The organism is Cupriavidus sp. KB_39 (genome assembly GCF_052114485.1).
Classification (GTDB): domain Bacteria; phylum Pseudomonadota; class Gammaproteobacteria; order Burkholderiales; family Burkholderiaceae; genus Cupriavidus.
On the sequence record NZ_JBFREV010000053.1, the window covers coordinates 21,661 to 30,594 of the forward strand.

Consider the following 8,934-nt stretch of genomic DNA (forward strand, 5'->3'; position numbering starts at 1 on the left):
AAATCTGCGGCACCGTCTGACCTGCCGGCCGCCGCGCCCCGCGTGGCTTGCCGGCATCCACGTGGAGACAAGCGACATGCTGGATTTCATGGATGCGATCCGGGCCGCCGCAGCGGCCGCCGCCCGTGCCGCCGCCGAGGCCGCCGAGCGCGCCCGCGAAGCCGCGGAGCGCGCCGCGCGGGAGGCCCAGGAGCAGGCCCAGCGCCGCGCCCAGCAGGAAGCCGCCGCCCGCGCCCAGCAGCCGCAGCAGCCCGAGACGCCCAAGCAGCCGGCCAAGACCGAGCAGACCGAGAAGCCCCAGCAGACGCCGCAGGTCACCAATGCGGTCTACACCGGCAACGAGCCGCTCACGTTGACGCTGGCCAGTGCCCCGAAGACGGATAAGCCTGCCGCGCCGCCGCCCGACCCCGCCGAGACCAAGCGCAAGCAGGAAGAGGACGACGCCAAGGCACACACCGACCGCTGGGAGAAAGACGCCAAGAGCGCCTACGACGATACCGTCGACAAGCTGAACGGCGGCCCGATGACCGACGCCAAGTGGAAACCGCTGGGCGAGAAGTACGGCACCGTGCTCGGCGGCGTGCAGAACGAGCTGCGCGTGGCGGCCAATCACGCGGCCCAGACCGGACGGGACGAGACGGCCGCCGTCGACGCCAAGCTCAAGGAAATCACCAAGCGCTACGACGACCCGGCGCTCAAGGCCAACCTTGAGGACGCCAGGAAGGACTACCTGAAGACCGAGCCCAACCAGGCCGCGCGCGACACCGGCGCGGCCCGCTTCAAGCTGGTGCTGGCGCAGGACAAGGCCGAAGCCACCGGCAAGACGCTCCAGCAGGAGACGGCCGCCTACAACAAGATCCCCGGCGGCGTTCGCCGGGCCGAGGCGGGCCTCGACGATGACCTGCAAACCGCTCGCGCCAACGACACCGCCGCGCAGCAGGACCTCCAGAAGGCCAGCGACGACTTCACTGCCGCCCTGCAGAAGGAAATCGACACCTCGGCGGTCAATCGCTACCAGCATGATTCCGATGAGGGCCTGAAGACGGTCCAGAACGACAAGACGCCGAACCGCTACGAGCGGCAGGAAGGCATGTCGATCTATACGACTGCCGTCAACGACGCCAAGGCGCAGCGCGCGGCACTGGACAAGGGGCAGGGCGTCAAGGTGCCCGAGCGCTTCCGCGAGCAGGCCGTGGCCGAGGTCAAGGAGCGCTACGGCGCCAGCCCGGACCTCGGCAAGGTCATCGACCTCGCCAATGCCAAGGGGCAGCTCAAGGGCGAGATGGCCAACCTCGTGCCCACCAACGACTTCGAGCGCGGGCTGGCCAAGACCGACCCGACCACGCTGGCGCTGGCCCACATGGAGGGCCTGACGCTCGATCCCTATGCGAAGAACGATCCCAACTCGGTCCTCACGCGCGACCTGCCCGCCGACGAACGGGCGATGATGAAGGACAACCCGGCCGGCTACGTCCTCTACAAGTCGCTCGATGCGGACAGCCTCCGCCCCGACCCCAACGCCCCGGCCGGCGACCCGAAAACCGCGCAGTACAACCAGGGCGTGCAGCAGTACGGCGGCCAGCTCCTGTTCTACACGGCGCAGCAGCTGACCGACGCGGCCAAGGCCCGCGCGAAGACGCCGGAAGAGAAGGCGACCGCGACCACGCCGGCGCTGGACCATATGCGCGTGCTGCTCCAGGCATCGACCGAGCAGCGCGTGGACACCATGACCACCAGCATCGCCAGGCAGCTCGATGCCGGCGACGTCAACGGCGCGCTGGCCACCCGCAAGGCTGGCGTGGACGCCGCCCAGTCGCCCGACGAGCGCGCCCAGTACGTGGCCGTGCACAACGACCGCTTCGACAGCGACCTGTTCAAGACGCAGATCAACGCGGCGATGGACAAGAACCTCAAGAACAAGACGCACGACGACGAGGGTCGCCCGATCCAGGGCCAGCAGGACATGTACGCCGACAAGGTGGGCCAGTACCTGCAGGACACCGCGCCGAACCTGATTCCCGAGGATGCCGACACGTTGCTGGAGACCGTCCGCTCGGAGTACAAGAACGACTGGACCGCCCGCAACGACAGCACCGGCGCCGGCTACAACGACTGGGACGACTTCTACCACGGGCTGGCCGCCGTGGTGGACAAGGCCGACGCCAACTACTACGCCACCACCGAAGGCGCCAAACCGGGCTCCGGCCCCGCCGCCCAGCGCACGGCCGCCTGGCTGACCGACCGCGACAACGACGTCAGCCTGCTGATGATGAGCAACCAGTCCGGCAGCTCCCGCCAGGGCCGCATCTACGGCGGCGCCCAGGACGCCGCCGCGCAGGGCTACACCGGGCTCTCCATCGCCTTCGAGCAGGCACTGAAGTCCAGCAAGGACGCGCCGCCGATGTCGGACTACTACGTCCAGAAGGCCACCGCGCGCGGCAACGAGAAGTACGGCGAGAGCGCCGAGGCCAAAGAGCAGAACAAGATGTTCGATCTCGACAAGGACGAGATCCTGCGCCAGTCGTTCGACAGCATGGGCCTGCAGAAGCAGGACCTGAAGGCCAAGGTCGGCGACGACGCCGCGCTCGACAAGGCGATCCAGCTGGCSATGCCCAGCGCCACGCCCCAGACCATCAAGGACGTCAAGGCGGAGATCCGYGCCAATGCCGGCAATGACGCGACGGCCTCGGCCATCCCGATCTTCGTGACCCAGCCGGGCAGTGCGGCSTACCAGACCGCGGTGTTCGAGTTCAAGGGCCGCGACGGCAACACCATGTGGGTGGACGACAGCGGCTCCGTCTACGGCAAGGAGGGCGCCGACCCGAAGCGCGATTTCCAGGAGAACAACCTCCTGGCCGACAAGGGCACCGTCTACATCGCCGACCGTAACCTCGATCTCGGCAGGGATGGCCACGTCAGCTACGAGGCGATGGACGCCCATATCGTGACCGGCACGGAAAAGGTCATGGGCTGGGTCAACCTCGGCGTGGCGGCGGTCGGYGCCGTGGCGGGCGGGGTGGTCATGGTGGCGTCGGGCGGCACGCTGACGCCGCTGGTGGCGGTGGCCTGGGGCGGCATGATCGGCAGCATGGGCTACGGCATCGGCACCTCGTGGCACGAGCTGGACAACATCGCCGATCATGGCCGCTCGATCAATCCGTTCAAGAGCCAGGAGGCGATGTCCCAATGGCTGAACGTGGGCGGCTCGGTGGCCGGCATCGGCGGCATGGGCTTTGCCAAGTTCGGCTCGCTGGCGGCCAATGCCGGCGTGCGGGTGGCGGCTGGCGGCGGCACGGTGCGGGAGATGGCGGGCCAAACGCTGATGCAGTCGGCCTCGCGCTTCGGCACGACCAGCCGCGTGCTCAACGGCACCGCGTTCGGCATCGGCGGTGTGCAGACCGCCCAGCAGGCCACGGCGTTCGCCCAGCACGGCAAGGACATGAGCGTCAGCGAGGTGGTGCAGAACAGCGCCATGCTGCTGATGGGCGCCACGCAGATGATGCCGGCAGCYATCCAGAAGCGGGTGGGCGAGTCCGTGCGCGATACCTACCAGCGCACGCGCGGCCGYACGCCGCTGGACGATGCCGCCAACAGCCCCGCGAACCGCGCCGCCRATGGCGAGGCCGCCAACGTGCTGCGGGACGGYGATCCTGACGTGACTACCGCGCCGCGTACGTCGCGCGATGCCGCCAACCCGGGCGGCGGCCGTCCGCGCCTGCACGACGATGTGCCGGCGCCGGGCCAGCGCCCTGGCGCGCGCGATGGCGAGGCCGGACGTCCCTCGACGTCGAACCGCGCGCGCACGCCGGGAGAGCCGACCAGCCCCGCTGCACCATCCACTGGACGGTCGACCAACACGCCGGAAGGCGCCACCACCCGGCCGACGACGTCGCCGGACGCCCAGCAGGTCGCCTCGCGCTGGCAGGCATTCCGCGCGCGCGGCACGCTGGTGCAGGACCGCGTCATCACCAATATGATGGATCGCGCGCTGGCGCGGGCCCAGGAGCGCTATCTGTCCGAGGCGACCAGCCGCCGGCGCGAAAGCGCCGATGCCGCAGACCGTCGATCCGAAAGCGCCGCGTCCGAGCGCCGGCGCATCTTCCACGGCCCGGCCCTGCGGCGGGGCCGGGGCGATGCGGAAGGGGCCGCCCCCGCCCAGCGACGCACCATCCGGCATGGCCCGGCCGAGGAGGCGGCGCGCGCGGCGCGTACTGCGGACGAGGCCGATGCCCCGGCGCACGCGCTGCGCCAGAACGCCATCTCCCCGCTCGACAACGTGCTCTGGATCGACGGCCGCATGGAGCAGATCGGCGTGCCGTACGGCGCCGAGCTGGCCGCGCGGGCACTGGCGGACCTSGACCGCGTGATGATCGTCACCGCGCCGCTGACCGCGCATGGCCATGCCGAGACCAATGGCGTGATCGGCGCGGCCTCGCTGGGCGCGTACCTGACCTCGCTCGGCAAGGAAGTGGTTTACGTGACCGACCGCGCCCACGGCCGGGCGCTGCGCAAGATGCTGCGCAATGACCTCGACCARCCCAACGCRCGCGTGGAAACCTTCCGCGCCAAGGACCATCTGGCSGCCACGCTGCAATCCAAGGCGCTGCTGGCGATGCACCAGCCCGAGGCCGTCATCGCCGTGGARGTAGCCGGCCGCAACCTGAACAACGAATACCGCCTCCAGACCGGGGAGGCCGTGGCCGGCGGGCCGCGCGTGGACCAGCTTCTGGTGGATGCCCGGGACATGAAGGGCGTGCTGACGGTGGCCGTGGGCGACCACGGCAACGAGGCTGGCATGCGCCCCCTGCGCGAGCGCATCACCCGGGCCATGGCGCCCGAGGACGTCCACGCCGAACTCTGGTCAGACGTGAGCGCGGACCACGTGGTCACCGGCATGAACTCGAACCTGGCCGCGCAGGCCATCGGTTTCGCGCTCCAGCGGTACCACAACGGCGAAGGCAAGATGCCGGACATCCAGCAGATCGGCGACATGTTGGAGACCATGGCGAGCTTCAACGCGCGCGACGGCGTGACCTACGAGGTGGGCGCCACCAGCGTGCGCGGTATGGACAAGTCCGTGCAGCTTGGCGTCTACGAGCTGCTCGGCAAGGCGGCGGAGAGCCTGCCGGAGGGGCTCGACTTCGTGAAGCTGTTCGATGGCATCCAGCGCCGCTTCCTGCCGAAGGATGTCGATGCCGAGGCCGCCGGCATCCGCGTGGAGGACGATGTCATCGTCGTCACCGCGTTCGATTCGAGCAACGGCGGCCTGCTGGCCGCCCAGAACCTCGCCCGCCACATCTACGCGCTGACCGGCAAGGCGGTGCAGGTGGAGGCGGTGACCGACCACGCGGCCGGCACCTACGGCGGCCGCACGCCCGAGGATCTGGCCGAGAAGGTCCACGCCGGCCTGCAGGCCGTGCAGAAGCTGATGGGCGACGTGAACCTGGCCGCCTGCAACACCGCCTGCCTGGCGCTGGCCACGGTGCTGGCGCGCATGCACGGCTTCGAGATGGTGAACCTGATCCAGCAGACCGTGCCGCAGATCGTGGAGATGGGCGGCGAGCGGCCCGTGGTGGTGGCCACGCCCGGCACGGTGGGCGGCCACGCCTACCTGAACGGCGTGCGCGAGGCCAGCGGCGGCCGGCGCACCGTGGAGGAAATCCCTGCCACGGAATGGGCCGGCGCGGTCAACAACCTGATGCACCTGGACGATGGCGCGCAGCTCGCCCAGCTCAAGCAGTGGATTGCCGACTACATCAACCTGGACCGCATTCCGGCCGATACCACCTCGGTCTGGTTCTGCTGCACGCACTACCCGGCGCTGGAGTCGCTGGTGCGCCAGCAGCTCGACGCCATCGGCATGTCCCACGTGAAGCTGATCGACCCGATGCAGTTCCAGGCGCGCAAGGCCGTGGACGTGCTGATCGACAAGGGCCTGCTGCAGGCCACGGACCTGCTGGACACGCCGCTGGACCCGATGCAGGTGCCCGACAGCAAGACGCTGCCGACGATGGTGGTCACCTCCGGCCAACCCTCGGCGGTGTCCCGGCTGGCACACGCCATGGGTGGCCGCAACGACATCCGCGTGTTCAAGTCGCCGTTCGGGGAAGCCGCCGATGTGTCCGGCGTGCGCGCGCTGGTGGATGCCGGCCGCCACCTGAACCCGGTGGATCGGGTCAGCTTCAGCTATATCGGGCGGGGCCTGCGCGAGTTCTACATGCCGGACGGGGCCCAGCGCGCGGCGGCGGCGCTGGAAAGTGGCGAGAACATCATGCTGCTGACCGGGTTCTCGGTCGCCAAGGGCATGCCCGAGACCGACGGGCCGCCGGGCACGGCCGAACTGGGCCGGGCGCTGCGCCTGCGCGGCAAGCAGGTGACCTACGTGGTGGATTCGGCCAACAAGCCGATCCTGGAGGCCATCCTGCGCGAGATGGGCGAGCCGACCGACAACATCAAGGTTTTCGACGTACCCGTGGGCGACGCCAAGGCCCCGGCGCGGGCGCTGCTGGAAGCCGTGGGGCCGGACCGGGTGATGGCGATCGAACTGCCGTCGCGCGCGGCGGACGGCACCAAGAACAATATGCGCGGGATCGAGATCGACGATTTCAACCCGGCCATCGACGAGATCCTGATCCAGGCCAACGCGCGCGAGGGCGTGGAGACGCTGGGCATTGGCGACGGCGGCAACGAGGTGGGCATGGGCGGGCTCAAGGGCCTGATCCCGAAGGGCTGGAACGGCAAGCAGATCGCGGCCGAGATCACGGCGGACCATGTGGTGACGGCCAGCGTGTCCAACTGGGGCGCGTATGCGCTGTCGGCGTTGCTGCTCAAGCGCGGCAACATGATCGAGCGGTTCCAGACGCCCGACGAGCTGCGGCGCGTGCTGCAGGCGGCTGCCGATGCGGGTGCCGTCGATGGCGTCTCGCGCGAGCGCGTGCCGACGGTGGACGGCTTCTCGACCGACGTGCATGCCGCCATCGTCCAGCTCTACCGCCACGCGGCCACGGGCGAACTGCCTKCCGGCCCCGGTGCCGCGCCGAATGCCTGGTTCGGCGGCCCGGGCGTGGCGCGCACGCCGGTGGCGGAGGCGGCCAACGCGGTGATCCACCATGGCGGGCGCACGCCGGCGGGGGGCCATCCTCAAGGACAAGCCGGCCCGCGTCCGCGCGCCGTGTCCACGCGCCGCACGGACGCCGCGCCGGTGCGCGACGGTAGCTGGTCCTTGCGCGACGAGACCGTCGACGCCGGCGCCATCGCGGCGACGATCGACGGCGTGCACGCTTCGGGCGGGCGGCTGGCCGGCGTGCACTACGTGGTGCTGCCGGCGGCTGGCGGCGAGGTGACCGTGCGCAGCGGCCTGCCGGAGTCCTCGCATGACTCGCTCCAGCAGGCGCTGGCCAGCGCCGACGAGGCCGTGCAGGCCGGCCAGCCGGTGCAGGTGGCCGTGGTCGCGCAACGCGGCTTCCAGGGTCGGATCCACGACGGCAACCTGATCGGCACGATTCCGGTGACGCTGACCGGCCGCACCACGCGCGCCGGCAGCCTCGCGCTGAATCGGGGCTAYGGGGGCGAGATCCGTATCGCCTTGCCCGAGGATTTCCGCGCCGGAGCGCCGCTGGTGCGCCGCGAGGGCGGGCGGCGCGTGGACCATCTCGGCCAGCTGGCGCAGTTCCCGCGCGGGCCGGCCCATCTGGATCTGGCGCAGGAGGCGGGRCAGGTCACGTTCGATGGTGCGGCGGTCGGCATTTCCGTGCCGCGTGTGCCGGGCTACTTCACGGTGCGRGCCGAAGGCGTGTTCGGCGGCGTGGAGATGAACGCGAGCGGCACGGGGCCGTCGCGGATGGCCGACGCCGCCACCATCATCGACCGCATCCGCGCCCATCCCGACTACGAGGAAGGCATGCCCGTGCTGCTCTACGGCTGCCACGCGCAGGACGGCGTGGTCTCGCTGGCGCAGGAAGTGGCCAATGGGCTGGGCGCCAACGTCTATGGCCCGGACGGCGCGCTCAATATCGACGCGTTCTTCTCGCCGGGCAGCGACCTCGCGCACGGCGCCGGGCTGGGCGTGGCGGCGGACCGCGCGACGATGGCGATGTCCGGCGCGRACCTCCACGTGGTGAACGGTGGCCGCTTCTTCGGCGCCCGGCCGGGGCTGCCCATCGTGGGCGTCACCCACGGCGGGAGGACGGCGGCGGCGGCTGCGGCGGCGCCGGTGCCCGACGCGGCCACGCCGGCAGGCTGGCGGCAGACGCCGGCGCGCTGGAGCGAGGTGGCGGTTGGCGACAAGCCGCACCGCGTGAACGCGCCCGGGGACCATACGGTGGTGGTCGGGGCGATCCACCCCGAGGGCGGCCTGCGTGGCGAGGATGGCCAGCCCATCGGCGCGCACGAATTCGCGCTCCGCATGGCCGACGAGTGGCAGKCCGGKCAGCCGATCGTGCTCGCGCTCGACGGCGCCCACCTGCCGCAGGGCCGCGTCTTCGCGGAGCAGGTGGCGAACGTGATGCAGACCGAGGTGCTGGCCCCCGAGTTCGCGCTACAACGCGGCGCGGACGCGAACGGCAAGCCCGCCATCGACCTGACCCAGCCCGGCGGCAACTGGCGGCGCGTGCAGCCCCAGCCTGACCCGTACGCGAACCATCGTTTCGATGTCAACGCGCGCGGGGTGGTTTACCTGCGCCATCCCGGCGGCGGACGCGAGCGCGTGGACCTGGCCACCTATCTGGGGCCGCGGCTCGGGGGCGGCGGCGCCAAGACCGTGTTCGCGCTGGGCCGCGACAAGGCTGTGGGCATCGCCAATGACGAGATGACCGGCTTCATGGTGCAGGGCGAGCGCGAGGCGCTGCGCACGGCGGCGGGGCTCGGCTTCAACACGCTGAAGACCTTTGGCCCCGACGACATGACGGTCTCGGGCCGGCCCACCGTGGTCTACGA

General features: G+C 70.7%; 1 protein-coding gene. It reads left to right on the forward strand.

Going from position 1 to position 8,934, the window contains the following annotated elements; genetic code table 11:
* Positions 1–76: 76 nt before the first annotated feature.
* On the forward strand, positions 77–8,934 hold an 8,858-nt coding region (locus AB4Z27_RS26520; RefSeq protein ID WP_441645661.1), incomplete at its 3' end, for a glutamate cyclase domain-containing protein.